Below are 18472 nucleotides of genomic sequence, written 5' to 3' on the forward strand. Positions count from 1 at the left end.
TCCTGTGGAGTGACTAATCAGTCATTTGTCCCGAAACCATATAAACGTTTTTCAACAAGGGCTGACTGTATCGCTACTTATCTATACTTCCGGGTAAAGATCAACGCTCAGGTATCCATGACCGACGATAAGGCCCTTGCGGCATCCAATTTTGACCGTAACCCGCCCGTGGCGCACAACCAGTACGACGATTCGATCAGGCTGTTCACAGCAGCCTACGAGCCGCTGTTCGACATGGCCCACGCCAGCCTTCGCTCTATGGCGGGCGATAACGCCGACATCCTGATAGTCGGCGCCGGCACCGGCATGGAGATCTGCACCTTCGGGCAGAAGGCCGGGGGCTGGCATTTCACAGGGGTCGATCCGTCAGCCGATATGCTGGCCATCGCGAGGCAGAAGATCGCCGAACAGGGGCTGTCAGGGCGGGTAGAGCTCGTTAATGGTTATACCGACGATTTACCTGCGGGTCGTCTGTACGATGGGGCTACCTGCGTCCTGGTCATGCACTTCCTCCCCGACGACGGGTCCAAGCTCCGGCTGCTCAAGAGCATCAGCCGGCACCTGAAAAGCGGCGCCCCGTTCGTCCTGGTCGACGACTTCGGCGACCTGAACGACGCCGGGTTCTGGCGCACCGTCGACGCCTGGAAAACTTACGTAAAGGCAAAGGGCGCCGACCCGAAGCTCGTGGACGAGGGCTTCAGTGGCCAGATCCTGAAGCGCCTGCATTTTGTGCCCGAGGGCAGAATCATGGAACTGCTCGACGAGGCCGGGTTCGAGAAGCCCTCCCGGTTCTTCACCGCTTTCCTGTACTGCGGCTGGGTGGTAATTAAGAAGTAACTCTAACGGGTGAGGCCGCAATACGATCGCTGTGCTGTGACCGACTGGAAGCAGTCCCTTGCATACAGGATCATAGATTGATTCGGTCATGAAAAGGGCGTTTTCAAGTAAGCCCATGAAAAAATCTTCTGGGGGTTGGAGAGTTCCCGGGAGGTGTGAGAGGATTTTCAAGGTGGGAGGTTTGAGAGGATAGTTTCTTCTATGGTGATTCCTGGTCATTCGTATGGTCAGGTACCGTTTACACGAAGTACACAAGGTACGCGAAGTACGCGAAGTTTTACTATAAATTGGCTTGCAGTCAGCCTGTTTATTAGACTTTGAGTACTTCGTGTACCTTGTGTACTTCGTGTAAATGGTACGGGCACTCCATAACAGGCTTCAGGAATTACCGTTGATTTAATCCTCCCCGGCCTCCTCACTTACCCTCTCAGCACCTCCCGCACCCAAATTTTTCATTGAATAAGATTGCACGGATTTCACAGACGGCTATCGTACAAAAATTGGCAGATGGTTATACCTTTTAATTTTTTTTTACGAATCGTATCTGTGCAATCTGCGTTATCTGTCGGAATCTGTGACGCCATATGCAAGGGACTGCTTCCAGTCGGTTACAGCGCAGCGATCGTCAGCGTTCACGAGCTCATTGTTCTGCCAATCGGTAGAGATGTCTATCCTAATAGCGCCTTTTATGGGCATGCTCGTCCCAGTAAGCCGTTGATCTCTATCCACAGCTATTTTACCACGGCCTCCAAACGTGATGTGATATCGAGAGCGTCGTGGACTAGTTCATACGATCGAGGCAAAATCGGCAGGTTATTTTAAGCACATGTTTAAGCAAGTAGAAGCCATCATCGGCAAACTCAGGAAAGCGAGGGAAGAGATCACAACTGTCATGAGCGCAGCGCCGCCGCAGAAGGCGAAGTTCAAGCCGAAGGACCTGAAGTTTTTCTGGCAGTTCGTCAAACCCGTCTGGAAGATCGGTGCAATCAGTCTTTTTCTGGTCATGGTCACCACGGGCCTCAAAGCTCTGTTGCCGCTGACCGGCAAGGTGTTCATCGACTTCGTGATCTTGAAGACCGGCTACGGGGGCATCGAAAGTGCGCTCACGTGGCTCGGGCTCGGGTCTCTGACACCTGATATCATTCAACTGTCAGGCTCCATCGAATACATAGCAGCCGCCATGATTATCGTAGCCTTCATCTTCGGGCTGCTCAGCACTCTTGCAGTGTACCTGACCACGGTGTACCAGCAGGAGCTGACTTTTAACCTGCAGACGAACCTCTTCGACCACGTGCTCCGGTTCCCTATGTCGTTCATCAAAGACAGGCAGACCGGGTACCTCATGTCGAGGGTTTCGGACGACGTGAACCTGATGCAGTACCTGTTCTCGGATGCGGTGACGCAGATCATCTCCAGCGCCTTCTACATCATCTTCGGCATCGCCATCCTGATGTCTCTGAACCTGCGGCTTGCGGCGGTCATAGCAGCTACCATACCTGCGTACCTCGTCATCCGGTACCTCGTCTCCGGCAGGATCAGGGCGCTGAGCTACAGGGAAAGGGAGTCCAGCGCAGAGGTATCCCGGAACATGCAGGAAGCGATTTCCGGGGTAGAGCTGGTTAAGTCCTACGCGACTGAAAAGACCGAGGTCGGCAAGGTATCGGTTAAGTTAAGAGACGTCATCCGGGCGAGGATCAGCAGGTCCGTGCTTATCTCCTTTGCCATGTCCCTGATGCGGGGCACGATGTTTGCCCTCGTGCTGATCATCATGCTGGTAGGGGCAGGCGAAATTCAGGCCGGCAGGATGACTATCGGTGATTTCGTCGCGTTCATCTCGTACCTGGTGTTCCTGTCCGGGGCAGTCAACACGCTCTTCTATACTTACATGTCCTTTCAGCCGGCCTTTGCCTCGATGGATCGGCTGAAAGAGATGTTCGGAGTCCCGCCGGAGTTTGAGTGGGGCAGCAATGGTGAAAAGCCGGATACTGTCCGGGGAGACGTGCGGTTCGAGAACGTAACTTTCTCCTACGCGCCGGACCAGAAGGTGCTGAACAATATCAGCTTCGAGGTCAGGAAGGGCGAGACTGTGGCGATCGTAGGTCACAGCGGAGCTGGAAAAACGACGCTGGTGAGCCTGCTGCTGAGGCTGTACCAGCCCCAGTCCGGCGTGATAAGCCTCGACGGCCGTTCTCTTGCCGAGCTGGACCACGCGTGGCTGAGGCAGCAGATCAGCATCGTGTCCCAGGACATCTTCCTGTTCAACGATACGGTGGAGAATAACATCATGTATGGCCGCACGGATGCTTCGCACGAAGCCGTCGAGCGGGTGGCGAAGAAGGCCCGCATCCACGACTTTATCATGTCCCTGCCGAAGGGCTACGATACGCTGATCGGTGAGCGTGGCACTAAACTCTCTGTCGGCCAGAGGCAGCGGATTTCTATAGCCAGGGCCTTCCTGAAGGACACGCCGATCGTGATCCTGGACGAGCCGACGTCTGCCATCGACCCGGAGACCGAGATGTACCTGAAGGAGTCGCTCGACGAGCTGGTCAAAGGCCGGACGACGTTTATCATCTCGCACCGGCTGTCGCTGACCGAGATCGCCGACCGGGTGGTTGTGATCGATGACGGCGGCATCGCCCAGATTGGCAGCTACGAGGAGCTTGTGGCAAAAGAGGGGCTATTTGCTACTTTAAAGGCGTCCGATAACCAGGCGCAGGCAAAGAATGTTTTGTGATTGCGTTCAGTTATTGCCAGATGGTCGTGTGTCGCCCTGAGCTCTGGTAGCGGGCAGCAATATAACGAACTTTGCGCCTCTGGTGTGGTCTCCCGGCACCCGGTCTTCGACCCACACTCTTCCGCCGTATCCCTCGACCAGGGTTCGGACGAGATATAACCCCAGGCCTTTGCCGTGGGCTTTGGTTGCGCCACGCTGAAAGCGGTAAAATAGTTTGCTTTTCACGCTGTCCGGGATGCCCGGACCGTTATCCTCGACCGCACAGCTGTAGTACTGCCTGCCGTTTTCCGTGACTGGCTCCACCTTCACCTCGATGGTCAGCGGTTGGTCAACATCGGAATGTTTGATGGCATTGCTGATGAGGTTCACGAACACGTCTTTCAGCAGTTCGTTCGCTTCGACGACAACACCGGGAATATGCGGTATGTGGATCCGCACCTCACGATCTTCCTGGTTAAAGCTTACTTTATCGAGCTCCCGGAAAACCCTGTCCAGGTCAGTCGGCATAGTCTTTACACCCTCTGCTATCAGCTTCTGGAGCTTTCGAACCTTGTCGATCAGCGCAGAGCTCTCTGCTATGATGCGCATCGGCCGCTCGATGAACTCCCTGTCTTCCCGCCTGAGCCGGCTGTCTACTTCCAGCGTATGGAGCGCAAGCTCGAGATAGCCTAATGCCGATTGGTTCATATTGTTGATGTCGTGGCCCATTAGCTCCATGTACAGCTCTGCCTGGGCTTTCGCCTTCACCAGGGCTTCCTCTGTCTCCTTGAGCCGGGTGATATCGGTGAAGGTGCATATTATCATCTTGATGCTGCCATCCGGGTTGAGCAGGGGCTCGACGCTAATCAGCGTCCATATTACCCTGTCCTGACGGTAGCGACGGATGCCTACGACTTCATTCCGAACCGATGTCCGGTTAAGCCTGGCATACTGTACCGGGTGGGCTTCGTACGGCAGAGTATTGCCATCCTCATCGAGGACCTCCCAGGTGGCCCAGCTTATGTCTGCAATGTTGATGCTGGCCAGCTCTTTTTCCGATATGTTGAAAATCCGGAGAAACGCGGGATTATATAATGCGAGCCCTCCTTCCCTGTCAATCAGGAGAACTCCGGCTTCGAGCTCGTGGAGCAGAATCTTAAAACGCAGCTCGCTGGCTTTCAGCTTTTTCTCGGCGTGCTTGCGCCGGGTGATGTCCCCGAAAACCACAATCTTAACATCCCCTATCTGAGCCATGTAAATCTCTACACACCTGACTGTACCGTCCTTACAGGTCACCATCGCTTCCATGGGCTCGAAATCTTTCGACTCCCTCGTGGCTTTATCAATCCGTTCCGCCCACTCTGCCATCACCTTCTCTCTGTAAGAGGGGTCAGGGTAAGCCAGCGGCCACCACTTTTCTACACTTGAGATATCTTCCAGGGTATAGCCGAAAGTCTGGACGTACTTCTTGTTAAGGTAGAGGACATTATCGGCTTCGTCGTACAGCGCGACGGAGATCGGCGAGCGGTCCAGCAGCTGCCTGAACCGGGTCTCGCTCTCCCGCAGCGCCTCCTCGATCTTCTTCCGCTCGGTGATGTCGCGGATGATGCCGACGAACGCAGTTTCACCATTAAAAGCGGTTCTGTTCGTGCTGATCTCGACCGGGAAGGTCGTGCCGTCTTTGCGCATATAGACAGTTTCATATACGCCGCCTAAGTGTCCCTGGTCTATTTGTTCGGACGTCCTGGATATTTCAAAAGCCGGTCGCAGATCGTACGCACTCATCTGCAGCAGCTCTTCTCTGGAGTACCCTAAAGCAGCTACAGTGGCATTATTAGCGTCAATTATCCGGCCGTCGGGGGATATCACGATAATGGGATCGCGCACGCTTTCGAAGATAAGCCTGTAAAACTTATCGCTGTGCATGGCCTGATCCCTCTGAAATATATCTCATAATGCCCTGTCAGTCGTCTACCACTACTTTTTTGCTAAATTCTCTGGCTAACAGCAAGTCGTCACTATGCCGCTTTACGTCTACTTCTTATGATATACACTTTTATTATAACAGTATTATATCATTAATCTTGTATTTATGCAATCTCTTAACGGTATCGTATCACCTGTCTGGTAAACACTTGCTGATGCTGACAGCGTTGACAGCGGATAAAACCATACTTATACATCTCCTGCGCACGTCGATATGTGGTATATTCGGCATCTGTCACCGCCAGCTATTTATAGCGGCAGCCAATTGCTACTGAGTAATACTCTGGAGGATTTTTCACATTGATTATTCGCGCTGAAACAGCAGATGATTATGCAGGCATCTACGAAGTGAACTGGCAGGCCTTCGAGAGGGCTGCCGAAAGCCGGCTGGTGAACATGCTCCGGGAATCGGAACACTATGTGCCGGGGCTGTCTCTGGTGGCAGTGAAAGACGGCCAGGTAGTCGGGCATATTATGTTCACCCGGCTGGCGATCGAAACGCAGGACGGGATTATCGAGTCCCTTTCGCTCGCGCCGGTGGCAGTACTGCCGGCTTTCCAGGGGCAGGGGATCGGCTCTAAGCTCGTGACCGAGGGACTGAAAGCCTGCAAGACGCTCGGGTTCAAGTCCGTCGTGGTCGTCGGCCATCCCGAATACTATCCCCGGTTCGGGTTCTCGTCGGCCAGAGCTAAAGGCATCGACGCGCCGTTCCCTGTTCCTGACGAGGCTTTCATGGTTCAGGAACTGGTCCCCGGGGCTCTCGATGGCATCAGAGGTATGATAAGGCTTCCTAAAGAGTTCGAAGTCGGGATGTAGGGCGGATACCGCCATTACCTCGATTTCCCGCACCCCGAAATGCCGGGAGGTACGGGGGGTACCGGAGGTCTGGAGGTAATAGGTCGGGGAGGTAAAGGAGGTCGGGGAGGACTTTCAAACTGGGAGGTCAGGGAGGTTAGGAGATCTGGGAGGACGATTTTTAATAGTCGTTATTGATTTTTTAAGTCATCTGTCTGGCTGTTCGCCTTTTGAACGCCCGCGTTCGCGGGCGTTCTGGAAGGCGATCAGCTGAGTATTTGTGCACGTTTAGATGAGAATATGAAATGCATTTGCATACCATGAATCGATCGGACAATAATGTTGAAAATTTTTGCGATAGTTAAACACTCTCTGACCTCCTTACCTCCCCGACCTCCCAGTTTGAACGTTCTCCCTGACCTCCTTACCTCCCCGACCTCCAGCCTCCTGACCTCCGGGGCACTCTTTGACCTCCGAAATTTTTCGGGTTCGATGTCCGTAAAACCTTCGCCGATCGCTTGTGCTCTAAAATCGATGCGAATATTTATGTAGGGAAAAGCATCAATGGGAGTACGCAACTTTTCACGCGGGGGTTGCCAAGCCAGGTCAAAGGCGTAGGACTTAGGATCCTATCTCGAAGGAGTTCGTGCGTTCGAATCGCACCCCCCGCATTAAATTTAACTGGCCAGAGTGTAATTTTATATTTGCAGGGCTGGATGTTATGTTGATGCAAAAAGTGACACCGGATATGATTGAACAATGGAAATTTATATCCGAAGAATTCAGGCATCGGTTAAAGCCGAACAGAAAATCTGCTTCGGACATAATCGCATATCTAACCAGCAAATATCCGGCAAGAAAAGTTACCGACGAGAAAATGAACCGGGTCGTCATAAGTAATGTATTAGCTAACAAGTGCTTTGCCGAAAAACTGCCGGCAGGTGCACATCCTGCAGCTTTATGCTATTCGATTGATAATGCCGGCGCAGGACGATTTTTGTATGAGCGACAGGATGAACTATTCCGCGGCCAGACGATCTTTGTCGGGGTAGAGCTTGTAACAGGATTTTTCCTTGTTGAAGGGTGTAGCGAACTGTGGGATGAGTTGTTTGCATTCCGTGGGCTAGATGAAGAAGACTTAACTAATTTCTACTTAGTTGCGGAATACGTCACTTGCCTGCGAAAGTTCAATCTGCTGGACGATATGCTGGCATAAACTATATGAGCGCCCGTCACGTGTGGTGGTGGCGCCTTTCCCCTGGATCAACAATGGCAGCATTACGTTTATCTAATTATTATTTTAAGAGCATATACTTATTATTTGGCAGAAACAATACTTTTCCAGCCGTTAGTCAACAGTAAAATCCATCTTGTTAGTTTCCTGGCGATGACTGGAGCGCAGGTCCGGGATGTACGTTCCTCCTGTGATGTACGGCTGACAATCGGTGACACCATGAGTATCCTCCTCGCTTTCAACGATACGCCTTACACGATTGCGATGGTGATCACCTCGATCGTCACGTTCCTTCTGGCCTGGTTCGTCTGGAAGCGTCGCACATCGCCAGGGGGCCTGTATTTTGCGTTGCTGATGCTCGTTATCGGCGAGTGGACGCTGATGGCGGTCCTGGAGATGGCGGCGGTTGACCTGCCGACAAAAATCCTTTTCGGGAAACTGTCCTACTTCGCGGTCGTATCTATCGGCCTGCTCTTCTTCTCGTTTGCCATGGACTTTTGCGGGAATAAAGCCTGGGTCCGGGGGAAGCGAGCGCTGGCCTTGTGGATCTTTCCCGCAGTCGTGCTGGCGCTGGCCTTCACTAATGAATGGCACGGCCTAATCTGGCCCAGTATAACGCTCGGGCCTATACCCGGGGAAATGGCGGTTTACGACCATGGCCTCACCTTTTACCTCTTTACCGCTTATGCCTATTTCTTTGCTTTTGTGGGCGTTATCGCGCTAATTACTACTGCGATGAAATCCTCGGCCGAGCGCCGCATACAGATTGCTTCTGTGCTGATCGGGGCCTCCCTGGTGATCGCCGGGAACCTGCTCCACATTTCCGCCATCCGCCTGCCGGGCGGCATCGACCCGTTCCCGTTTTTGCTGGTGATCGCGTTCGTCTTCGCCGGCTGGCGAATCTTTGGCAATCACCTCTTCGATATCATGACCATTGCCAGCGCACAGATCATCGCGGACGCGCCCGACGGCGTCATCATCGTCGACAGCCAGGGCCTCGTCGTCGAGCTGAACGGGGCTGCCGGGCGGATGATCGGGGTTCAGGGGGCGGTCGTCGGCTTGCCTGAAAGGGATGTGCTGGCTCAGGCGCCAGGCCTGGAGGCCAGTATCTGGAATCGTCCTGAGAAGGCCGTCGAGATCCGGGTGGATAGCGGCGGCCAGGCCAGGTGGCTGGATATCCGGCCATCCCGCCTGCGCGATGGCCGCGGAAAGCCTTCCGGGTGGCTGTACGTCATCCGGGATATCACGGACCGGAAGCGTACTGAAGAAGAGCTGCAGGCAGCGTACAACCGGCTAATGCGCTCGAACGAGGCTCTGCAGAAGGAGATTGCAGATCGCGAGAAAGCAGAGGGCCAGGCTCTCGCAATGCTGCGGGAGAAGGAGGTGCTGCTCAAGGAAATCCACCACCGGGTGAAGAACAACCTCCAGATCATCTCCAGCCTCCTCAGCCTGCAATCCGGGTGTAGCAGCGATGAATCCCTTGCCAGAAAGTTCAGCGACAGCCAGGATCGTATCCGGACCATGGCGCTGATTCACGAGAAGCTGTACCAGTCGGGCGACCTGTCGCACATCGATTTTAAGGAGTACGTCGGCAGCCTGACCGGCTACCTGTCCAGATCCTATGGGGTCGGCGGAAACATCCGGATGGATCTGGACATCCAGGAGATCTCGCTCGACATAGACGTTGCGATACCCTGCGGCCTGATCATCAACGAGCTCGTATCTAACTCCTTGAAGTACGCGTTCTCGGCGGAGCAGCCGGGAAGAATCTACATCGGCATGATACACGGCACCGGGGAATACGAGCTGACTGTAGGCGACGATGGTAAGGGGCTGCCGCAGGGCTTCGATTTCCACGCGTCATCGTCCCTCGGCCTCCTGCTGGTCAACACCCTCGTCGAGCAGCTGGGCGGGGCCATTTTGCCGGGCGGCACCCCGGGAACCTGTTTCAAGATAACCTTCCCGGACGTTAAAAAATAAGCCGCGGGCTGGGCGGGGTTCGGAGTACATGCGTCTGGATCGGTGCGACACTGGCGGATTTATCAGTAACCTGCTACCCTCGATACGCTTAAATATGCGTGTTCTGCACTAATCCCTTATAGTAATATATCAGGGGATGTCAGCCCTTGGCCGAAGTCATTGCAGAAGGACAATCTATAGAACAGCAGCCCTCCAGATCCAGGCTATATTTCATCGATAATCTCCGCATCCTGCTGGCGGTCCTCGTAGTCATGCACCACGCCGGCCAGCCCTACGGCCCGGGAGGCGGCTGGTGGATACCCGCCGAGCCGGCATCACCCCTCAGTACAGTAGTCCTCGGCGTCTTCTTCATGGTGAACATGTCCTTCTTCATGGGCCTGTTCTTCCTGATCTCGGCTTACTTCCTCCCCGGCTCATATGAGCGTAAGGGCGCAGGGATCTTTTTCAAGGACCGCCTGACCCGGCTGGGCATTCCCCTACTCATCTTCTCGTTCCTCGTCTTCCCCGTCATGCTCTGGCTCCTCCACGGCATCGGAACGACCTCTTTTGGGAACTACTACTTCAATACTTACCTCACCCTCGAAGGGATGTTGAAAGGTGAAGGCTTTACCGTCTGGCACCTGTGGTTCCTGGAGCAGCTGCTGATCTTCTCCGGCATCTACGTCCTGTGGCGTAAGCTCCGGGGCGATAAGCCGCCTGCTGCGAGCCAGCGTAAGACACCGTTCCCGGGCAACGGTACTCTCGCCCTATTCGCTATCGGGCTTGGGCTGGCGATGTTCTCTGCCAGAATCATCTTCCCGGTGAACGTCTGGCTCCCCATCGTCGCCTTCGAGCCAGCCCACTATCCCGAGTACGTCGCCCTGTTCATAGTCGGCATCCTGGCGTACCGGAACGACTGGTTCAACGCGCTGCCGGTGGCTACCGCAAGAATCTGGGGCTACATCATCGGGCTGGCCATGGTCGCTCTGATCCCCATGTTCGCCCTGTTCGGCGCCAACATGATAAGCGGAGGCCTGACTTTGGGTTCCCTCGCCCTGTCCTTGTGGGAGGCCGTGATGTGCGTGGCCATATGCATCGTCCTTGTCTCCGTTTTCCGGGACCGGTATAACGCTCAGGGCAAGGCCGTAAAAGCGATGGCGGACAGTTCCTTTACCGTTTACCTCATCCACATCCCGGTCATCGTGTTCCTGCAATACCTGCTGATCGGCATAACTATCCATCCGTTGCTCAAGTTCGCCCTGGTGTGCCTGGTAGGGGTGCCCGCCTGCTTCCTGCTGAGCCACTACGTGGTCCGCCGGCTACCGCTGGCGAAACACATCTTGTAGAGTATAGCCTGGACAAAGGGAGTAAAATTTTGCCGAAAACGGAAAGCATTAAATACACAACCCCTTAACACTAAAGTTTATAAGTTTGGTCCCGGGGTATTGCGATGGGGCTCCTTACCCGGGTGAATCTCTGGTGGTATTATCATTCGTATACGGTCCGTCTTAACTATCAGCATAATGGTAGTAATTGCACTACTTCTAACCACGTTGCCTGCATGCGCAGCACCCGCCGGACCATACGTATACGTCGCGGACTCAAACGTCGCGGACTCCGTTCTCGATTCCATCTTCGTCATCGATCCGGCGTCAAACGCCATGATCAAGTCCTTCCCGGGAGGGGTTATGCCGAGAGACGTAGTGGTCACCCACGACGGGACCAAGGCCTATGTGGCCGGCGGAAGCGGTGTCATTACAGTCGTCAACACGGAAACCGAGGAGGCTACCGGAACAATTTCTGCGGGGACCTCCCCTTACGATCTGACGATGTCCCCGGACGGAACCAAGGTCTACGTGGCGGACTACGCGGGCGATCGGGTTTACATTATCTTCACTGCGACCGACGTCGTGACCTCCCTCCCGGTGGGCGATGGTCCTCGCGATATTGCGATGTCCTCGGACGGACGCAGAGTCTACGTAGCCAATAGATTGGATGGCACAATATCGATCATCAACACTGAGTATGGTCCCGAGCCATCCGATTATCTTATCTCGACTACTGTGACTATGGACATTACCCCTGATTGGCTGGCGATCACCCCTGACGGAAGCAGAGTCTTCGTAGTAGACTATATGGGGCTCGTCCAGATCTACGATACCTTGAGTTGCACCTTCTCAAGTCCAGTATGGGTTGGCATGACTATCAGGGATATTGCGATTACCCAGGACGGAAATAAAGCCTACCTGGTGGAGCCTGATATCAACTCGGTCGAAGTCCTCGACACCTCTTCCTGCACCTCGCTGGGATCCATTACTGTAGGGGGTGATCCTTATAGCGTGGCGATTACACCGGACGGAACCCGGGCATATGTGACCAACAGGGATAGCGGTTCCGTTTCAGTCATTAGCACAGATTCCGACGAAGTTGTGGAAACAATATCTCTTGCGCCGTGGTCGCCGTGGGCGGCCCCTGCCGGCCTGTGGATTTCCCGGAGCATACCGGAGATCACTCTGACGGGCTCGCCCAGCCCCTCTGTATACGGGCAGGTCGTCAGGTATACTGCGACAGTGGCAGGGACGGGAAGTACTCCCACGGGCATGGTCATTTTCAAGGACGGAACGACTGCAATAGGAGCAAATACTGTCAACGGTGCTGGCGAGTCGACCATCTTCACCTGGGCACTCCCCGCAGGTACCCACCAGATCACAGCTCTGTACCAGGGCGATTCGTTGTACGGTACAGCCACATCTCCGGCTTTCACGCAAACGGTCGACAGGGCTGACACTGTCATGGCGCTGACCTCTTCGGATAATCCTACTGTATATGGACAGCCCGCCACATTTACGGCGACAGTATCGGCAGTAGCACCGAATATGATCGGTCCCGCCGGTACCGTGACGTTCCTGGTGGACGGGACCCCCACAGAGCCAGTCTCGCTCTTTAATGGCGTGGCGACATACACCACCAGTTCTCTCCCGGTCGGCTCTCATACGATCACTGCCACATATGCCGACGTCGAAGGGAACTACAACGGCTGTTCAGGCTCGTTAACCGGGAATCCCCAGCTCGTCGACAGAGCTGACACCGCCCTGGCGTTGGCGTCTTCTCTGAATCCGTCCGTTTACGGGCAGCCGGTCACCCTTGCAGCGACAGTCTCTGCAGTGGCGTCGGACAGCGGCACCCCGGTGGGCACAGTTACTTTCTACGACGACGGATCGCTGATCGGGACAGCTACGCTCTCGGAGGCAGGAGTGGCCGCCCTCACCACAAGCGCATTACCGGCGGACTCCCACACGATCACTGCAAGCTATGCCGGGGATGGCAGCTTCAACGGATGCGCCGGCTCGCTACCTGACCCCCAGGTGGTCGACAAGGTGGACACAACTCAGACGTTGGTGTCTTCAGCGAACCCGTCCGTTTACGGGCAGCCGATCACGTTTACCGCTACGATAACGGCAACTGCTCCTGGCGGCGGCACTCCCGCCGGCACAGTCACGTTCCTGGACGGCGGGTCTGCAATGGGCACCGCGACGCTTTCCGCCGGTGGCGTAGCCACGCTCAGCACCGGCGCGCTCTCGACCGGGTCGCACACCATCACGGCAACCTACGCCGGCGACGGTAACTTCGCAGGCTGTACAGGCTCTCTGGCCGGTAGCCAGACGGTCAATGCGGATTCTTCCGCTGTGGCCCTGACCGCCTCGCCCAGCCCGGGCAGGATCGGGCAGCCGGTTACGCTCACGGCCACGGTGACTGGAACGCATGGCACTCCTGCGGGGGCCGTGGAGTTCCTCGACGGGGGATCGTCCCTGGGGGCCGCCACGATCTCCGGCGGTACGGCGACTTTCACCACGTCCGGGCTTTCGGTGGGCACCCACACAATAACTGCCGCCTACCCGGGAGACACTAACTACCAGAGCTCCTCGTCTTTGGGGCTGTCGGAGGTGATCCTGCCGAACCCGCCAGTAGCAGACTTTACCGCGAATCTGTCATCAGGCGTAAGCCCCGTCACCATCCGGTTCACGGACACTTCGTTGGGCAGCCCGATCTCCTGGGCCTGGAACTTTGGAGATGGCTCGGCTAACAGCACTGAGCAGAATCCTGCCCACTCCTACACCAGCCCGGGGACCTATACTGTCACTCTCACAGTGGCGAATGCCGGGGGCTCTACCTCCCTCCAGAGAAGCGGCCTGATCATGGTCAGGGCTCCTGCTAGTGGTGCACCGCTGACGATCAGCATGGATCAGATGTATTCACGGCTGACAGGGTTACTCGTACCTTCGCCCTCGCCTCTGCCGTCTTCTACCCCTGTCCCTGCCCCGACGGCCCAGGCGGTAGCCGGGACCAATGTCACCCCGACTCCAATGCCCTCCAGCGTAGTAACACCCAGTGTTACGCCTAATGCAACAACAGGCTCTCCGTTAGGAATCCCCATGCTGTTAGTACTCGGCGTGCTGGTCGTCGTGATCACAGCGGCAACTGTAACCTACCTGTGGGTTACCAGGAAATAAGCTGAAAGCCCGGGCCTGCCACCCTTCCTGCCCCTCTCTATGGCCCTCGTAACGGTACCGGGAATCGCCACGGGTGTATACTAGCTGCTCTTCAGGCTAAAGTAAGCCTGAGCGGCCAGTCCTCTTTCATTTTTTAATAGTCTTACTCAAAAAGGCACTGAAGTCCTGATCACATGCGTTGTGATTTTAACCTTTTCTCCCGGCCTTATTCTTAGTCTCCCGCGCAAACTGCCTGGCTTTTTCGAGGTCGTCCTGATTTGGATGACCTCTGCCGACCATCAGCATAAACTGGCCCTGACAATAATATCTTCCTACTACGGTGGCGCCTTTGTTTCTCAAAGCTGCAGCCATCTCCTCTGTTTCACTCCCTACGCCACCGGCCGAAGTGCCGAAAAGGGCGACCTTCCTGCCGCTGAAGCCGGCTGTCTCGATGAATTTCATCATCTCGGGGCCCGGCTTCTTGCCGTAGCATCCGCTGCCGAGGAAGACAACCTCTGCGGTCTTGTCGAGCGTGGCTTGCTTAATGTCTGCGGCCTCAGTGCCGAGCTCTGCTGCGATGGCCTCTGCCACTTTCTTCGTGTGGCCGCCCTTTGAATAATAAAGTACCTGGTACATATCCATTCATCCTCTGACGTATACTACTATTGTATCTGCTATTCTATCAAAGCCTCTTTGCTTCTCCTTGTTGAAGAAGATCAGCATGATCAGCGCGTCGATCACGATGAGGTTGTTGATGTACTTGGACAGGTTTCTGAGTACAGCTTCCTTATAGCTTATCTTTGTGCCGTTGGTCCTGATGACTTTCAGGCCCAGGAGGTATTTGCCCGCGGTGTAGCCATAGCGGCCTTCCAGGATGATGTAGTAGCCGAAAGCGACGATCATGACTGAGATCATGGTGACGAACATGAGCCCGAAGGCCAGGGCATATACCGGCATCGGACTGCTCGCCAGCGGGATTGCCGAGTCGGTGGGTGCGTCAAGCGCTGCCATGACGACAAACATCGGTGCCATTATGATCAGCGAGGCGACGACCATGATAATGTTGTCGACGAGGAACGCTGCCAGCCTGGGCCAGAAGCCTGCTCTCCGGAGCGTGCCCGCATAGGATTTCGTGAGGCATTCCGCCGTCTCACTGGGAGAGCCCATGTCTGCCCTGGCGGCCTGCACATCGGCTGGGGTGACTGTGGCTGCCCCTCTTGCTCTGGCAGCGCTCTCCGCTGCCTCGTAATAGGTCGATCGCAGCTCTTTCTCGATTTCCTCCCTGTCTTTGCTATCGACATTAGTGTTTCTTATGATCTCTTTCAGATTTTTCTCTATCTCCTGCTTTGCGTCTTCGGCGAATTCCATTTTGTTACCTCCCTATCCCTTGTATTTCCAGACTTTACCCATCGCATCGTTGTGCTTCTGCCATTCCCGCTGCATTTCGTCGAAAAATCCCCTGCCCTGTGGAGTTATGCTGTAATATTTACGGGGTGGCATGCCGGCTTCAGATTCTTTCCAGTAGCTGTTGATCAGCTCTTCCGTCTCCATGGTGTGGAGGATCGGGTAAGCATTGCTCTCTTTCAGCGAGATGACTCCTTCCGTGATGCTGTTCAGCTCTCTGGTGATCTCGTAGCCGTACATGTCCCGCTTCGAGAGCAGCGAGAGCATCGCCAGCTTGGAGCTGCCTTTTCTCAATTCCTTGAGCCATTTGTCCAGATCGGTCTGCATCTATACCACATACTATTACTTATGTATTAGGTAAGTATACCTATTATTAGTATGTACATAATAGAATTATATATAGGTTTGCTTTTGCGGTTCAACCATCGACAATGGCCAGGGCTGGCTAAACCTGGCGAGGAGAATTCGCTTAATGTTAATGTTCAAAGTGGACTCCGGCGTTCCGGCTCACAAAAAAAGCTGGCGATGAAGCTCCGCCTATGGATTTATTCTTCCAGAGCCGCCTGCCAGAAACCGTTCGTGCGCAGTAATGAGACACCCATCGAGTGTCTCAGTTTACTGCTTTTAAGAACGCCTCTAAACTGATGCGCTCGATGGTTGCGCCCGGGCGCTCCGGGGCCTTGCCATTTTACCGGTAGAACGCAATGATCCTGCCGGGCCGTATAATACGTTTCAAGTATGACTGTAGTTATCGGCGTTTTTCGAATACCTGCTCGCATTTCGGGCACTTGTACTGGGCCAGCCTGACCGCGCTGCCGCTCTTGCGCTGGGCTACGTTCACATACCCTAAAAAGACACTTTCCACATCACAATCCGGACATCTCAATAGAACACACTCTGTTACCTGATTTCTCTCTACCCTTATGTACCTTCCCTCTGATTTTAGGTCGGGCACTATTTTTGAGATAATTGTATGCCCGGTCAAGTAACCGGTCAGTAATCTTTCTTCGTCGCCGTCGCCGGCATGAACCCGCCCCGGTAAAATACGTTGACCTTGACCTTTCCGCCCCTCTGGAAGAGGCGCATCTGCCGGTCGTAGGCCATCGGAGAATGTTTGAGCCCATGTTTTTCGAAGCGCTCTGCGACCGCCTCGAGGAAAGCGATCTCCTGCTCGAGGAACGCGGCTTCGTATTCTTTTACTTCTCTGATGGTGCGCCGGGCCTCGGCCTCATCTATCTCCCCGTGGTAGCTGCCGTGCCTGTTCAGCCCGCTGATCTGTCTCCAGTCCAGGACGCCTTCGTCGTCTTCTTCCCGGTGCAGCATGTACGGGTATATCCGGCAGATCTGCGGGCGCTGGTCGTAGATCCTGCACCGCCCCTTTTCCAGGAAGTGGCAGGTGCCGTCATGGTTTGCCCGTATGGCAAAGCCGGAAACGTAGAACTCCCCGTTCTGGTCGCAGAACTCGTAGTACGGGGCAGGCACCAGGGCGCTTTCGTCCAGGCTCTTTACAGTTACCGCATCCGCGTCGAGCAGGAAGGCGTGATCGTTGAAGTCCCTGGTGCAGCACTTGCCGCAGAGGGTGCACTCGAAGCCTACGTCCATTATAATTTGCAGGAACTGCTCGTCGGGGTACTCTTCGAGACCCTTGAGCTCTTCTTTAAGCTCCCGGATTTTACCGTCGAATGAAAAAGCTGTAATATGCTACACCTCCTGCGTCTTATCTAAACCTTGAAGTCAAGTAGATGCGCTGGATGTTAAAATCATTTTGCATACCAACAAACTGAGAGGGAGTAGATGATCCCCTCTCAACTCGTCCCCGGCAGCGACTCCATCAGCGCGTTGAACTGCTCCGGCTCGTGCGTACTGAATAGCTTGTACCACGCGTCGAGGGTCGCCGGGGCGAACACGTCCAGCTTTTTCAGGGTTTCGTAAGCGAACTCGAGCGGGGCCACTCCTGAGGCAGTGATGAGCGAGCCATCGCAGACGGCGGGCTTGTTTATGAATAATCCTTCCCCTCTATATCCCTGGCAGCACATCTTCAGGTAATTCAGGTCGTTACTGGTATGGTGGTGGCGGTCCAGCAGCCCGTTTGCACCCAGCCCGATCGTGGCTCCGCAAATGGCCGCTACGGGTATATCTTTTTCCAGGAACTCCCTCGCTACTTGAAAGACTGGTGCATGGCGCGGTTCCAGCCAGGTGTCGCCTCCGGGCAGGATCAGTAGTGCGGCATCATGGGTCGTCAGTTCTGCCAGCGTCAGATCGGGGATAACTTTTACTCCGCCCATCGTGGTAACAGGGTTCCTGGTTAAACCAACTGTAGCCACATTGTATTTCAGCGCCTTGGCCTTGAAATACCTCCCGGAGCGCAGTTCTGCAAGCAACAGTGCAGGTTCCCAGTCTGCCATCGTGTCCAATACGTACAGGTATATCTTCTCGATACGGATTCCTCCAGTTTGCACCAGTACCTTATGCTCCAGATGGTTTTAAGCATGGTGTTACCTGCCCGAAAGTAATTGGCGAGGCGCCGTACCTGTTAATATTACCCATTATCCCGGCATACAGCCCATATCTCTGCATTATTTTTCCCAAGCCTTTTCCACCTGCGCTGTCAATGACTGTCCGGGGATGTCATGAGAGGAATACTTCGATTTATGATCTTGCTTGCCTCGCTGTTTATGCTGGGCACGTTTGTGCTTGCCAGCCCTGTGCATGCGAACGGCAAAGGTGGCTGGGACAACGATAAGTGGGACGATAAGTGGTACAAGAGAGGCGGTTACCTTCCTCCCGGCGCGTACCATGTACCCTACGGGCAGCTGCCCCCGCCGGAGTACCGCTACGGTGGCGGAGTGGCGGTAGTTCCGGTAGCCGTACAGCCCCAGTACGCGTATGGTGCAGGGTATTATCCCTACGATGTCTACCCGGCTTACCAGGCACCCTATGGTGCTCAATCCGAGGCTGTCTCCTACAGCCGTACGAGCACATATTCTCCATATGGTGTGTACTACTGAGGAACAAGGCAGGGTGCCGGATATTCCCGGCCCCAGCTTTCTA

General features: G+C 54.9%; 14 protein-coding genes and 1 tRNA gene. 9 read left to right on the forward strand and 6 right to left on the reverse strand.

What is annotated here, in order from left to right:
• The first annotated feature begins 117 nt into the window (after positions 1-117).
• The gene (locus ACPLPM_RS06245; protein WP_424359379.1) at positions 118-837 is read left to right on the forward strand and encodes a class I SAM-dependent methyltransferase; all 720 of its coding nucleotides are present in this window, start codon (positions 118-120) and stop codon (positions 835-837) included.
• 826 nt (positions 838-1663) lie between these two features.
• Entirely contained in the window at positions 1664-3574 is a 1911-nt protein-coding gene (locus tag ACPLPM_RS06250) for an ABC transporter ATP-binding protein (protein ID WP_424359380.1), read from the forward strand.
• Between the two features lie 6 nt (positions 3575-3580).
• On the opposite strand, the gene ACPLPM_RS06255 is transcribed toward ACPLPM_RS06250, so the two are convergent.
• Positions 3581-5479 (reverse strand): PAS domain S-box protein, encoded by a 1899-nt coding sequence (locus ACPLPM_RS06255; RefSeq protein WP_424359381.1) that lies wholly within the window; start codon positions 5477-5479, stop codon positions 3581-3583.
• A gap of 360 nt (positions 5480-5839) precedes the next feature.
• Here ACPLPM_RS06255 and ACPLPM_RS06260 point away from each other — a divergent pair, with 360 nt between their 5' ends.
• The 6 genes from ACPLPM_RS06260 to ACPLPM_RS06285 all read left to right on the forward strand — a co-directional run bounded on the left by ACPLPM_RS06260 (position 5840) and on the right by ACPLPM_RS06285 (position 14038).
• Positions 5840-6355 (forward strand): GNAT family N-acetyltransferase, encoded by a 516-nt coding sequence (locus tag ACPLPM_RS06260; protein WP_424359382.1) that lies wholly within the window; start codon positions 5840-5842, stop codon positions 6353-6355.
• Between the two features lie 565 nt (positions 6356-6920).
• A tRNA-Leu gene (locus ACPLPM_RS06265) sits at positions 6921-7005 on the forward strand.
• Positions 7006-7061: 56 nt separating this feature from the next.
• Entirely contained in the window at positions 7062-7550 is a 489-nt protein-coding gene (locus tag ACPLPM_RS06270) for a hypothetical protein (protein ID WP_424359383.1), read from the forward strand.
• 237 nt (positions 7551-7787) lie between these two features.
• Positions 7788-9548 carry a sensor histidine kinase gene (locus ACPLPM_RS06275; protein WP_424359384.1) on the forward strand — a complete coding sequence of 587 codons (1761 nt, stop codon included), beginning with the start codon at positions 7788-7790 and terminating at the stop codon, positions 9546-9548.
• Positions 9549-9694: 146 nt separating this feature from the next.
• A complete protein-coding gene (locus tag ACPLPM_RS06280) occupies positions 9695-10873 on the forward strand; it encodes an acyltransferase family protein (RefSeq protein ID WP_424359385.1) in 1179 nt (392 codons plus the stop codon).
• A 177-nt stretch (positions 10874-11050) separates the two neighbouring features.
• Positions 11051-14038, forward strand: a complete 2988-nt coding sequence (locus ACPLPM_RS06285) for an Ig-like domain repeat protein (RefSeq protein ID WP_424359386.1) — start codon at positions 11051-11053, stop codon at positions 14036-14038.
• A 186-nt stretch (positions 14039-14224) separates the two neighbouring features.
• Here the strand turns inward: ACPLPM_RS06285 and ACPLPM_RS06290 are convergent, their stop codons facing one another.
• The 5 genes from ACPLPM_RS06290 to ACPLPM_RS06310 form a co-directional block, all read right to left on the reverse strand.
• Complete coding sequence (locus ACPLPM_RS06290) at positions 14225-14659, reverse strand: flavodoxin family protein (protein ID WP_424359387.1); 435 nt, start codon at positions 14657-14659, stop codon at positions 14225-14227.
• Positions 14660-15385 (reverse strand): RDD family protein, encoded by a 726-nt coding sequence (locus ACPLPM_RS06295; protein WP_424359388.1) that lies wholly within the window; start codon positions 15383-15385, stop codon positions 14660-14662.
• 12 nt (positions 15386-15397) lie between these two features.
• Positions 15398-15748, reverse strand: a complete 351-nt coding sequence (locus ACPLPM_RS06300) for a PadR family transcriptional regulator (protein WP_424359389.1) — start codon at positions 15746-15748, stop codon at positions 15398-15400.
• A gap of 666 nt (positions 15749-16414) precedes the next feature.
• On the reverse strand, positions 16415-17023 hold the full coding sequence (locus ACPLPM_RS06305) for a YkgJ family cysteine cluster protein (protein ID WP_424359390.1): 609 nt from the start codon (positions 17021-17023) through the stop codon (positions 16415-16417).
• Positions 17024-17226: 203 nt separating this feature from the next.
• Complete coding sequence (locus ACPLPM_RS06310) at positions 17227-17880, reverse strand: type 1 glutamine amidotransferase family protein (RefSeq protein ID WP_424359391.1); 654 nt, start codon at positions 17878-17880, stop codon at positions 17227-17229.
• A gap of 171 nt (positions 17881-18051) precedes the next feature.
• On the opposite strand from ACPLPM_RS06310, the gene ACPLPM_RS06315 reads away from it, so the two are divergent.
• On the forward strand, positions 18052-18429 hold the full coding sequence (locus ACPLPM_RS06315; RefSeq protein WP_424359392.1) for a hypothetical protein: 378 nt from the start codon (positions 18052-18054) through the stop codon (positions 18427-18429).
• The last annotated feature ends 43 nt before the right edge of the window (positions 18430-18472 follow it).

The sequence above is a fragment of the Methanocella sp. MCL-LM genome, assembly GCF_049676595.1.
Taxonomy (GTDB): domain Archaea; phylum Halobacteriota; class Methanocellia; order Methanocellales; family Methanocellaceae; genus Methanocella_A.